At 37.7% G+C, this 602-nt stretch carries 1 pseudogene; it reads right to left on the bottom strand.

The annotated features are described in order from the left end of the window. Window positions 1-255, bottom strand: a pseudogene (locus GCE9029_RS25330) (FtsH protease modulator YccA); the annotation flags it as partial. Window positions 256-602 lie beyond the last annotated feature (347 nt).

Raw genomic sequence — 602 nt, forward strand, 5'->3', positions numbered from 1 at the left:
ACCTGTAAATAGGAATTTGAAGACTAGACCCATTCTGTTGTCACGCTTCTTCTCAGTTAAGAAAAGTAGGCCGACGAATCCAACTAGCATGATGATATGACGAGTGCGAGGAAGCTTCATCGCCAGCGATACGCCTGCTACAACAGCAGACCAAAGTATTTTCATAGACAGTAGATCGTAGGTGTTACGCCACACTTTATGTGTTTTCAGAGCACTTTCTCTAGATGTTGCGCGAGAAAACATAGGTCTGTTCATAATCTTCCTCGTAAGGTGACTTCAATAGTTATTAGTACATTTATGGGGCTGAAAGTTCGAAAAATCAAGTCTTTCATTCCTTTTGTATACCTAAAATAATAATCAAAATAGTCGGTTAAGTGTTTCTTAAGGTGTAACAAAGTGTTTCTAATGACGTATGAAGTGTCGCTAATACACGATGTTCAAACTTTTATAGTTACTGGCTAATGATTTATAACATTTTAAAAACTATCTATAACCTTGAAAAATAAAGAGGCGACCTAAGCCGCCTCTATATTTTATGCATCATAACACATTAATGGTGCAAGATTTGGCTCAAGAAGTTCTGCGTTCTGTCCGATTGTGGG

Origin of the sequence: Grimontia celer, assembly GCF_900055185.1 — a bacterium.
Lineage (GTDB): Bacteria > Pseudomonadota > Gammaproteobacteria > Enterobacterales > Vibrionaceae > Enterovibrio > Enterovibrio celer.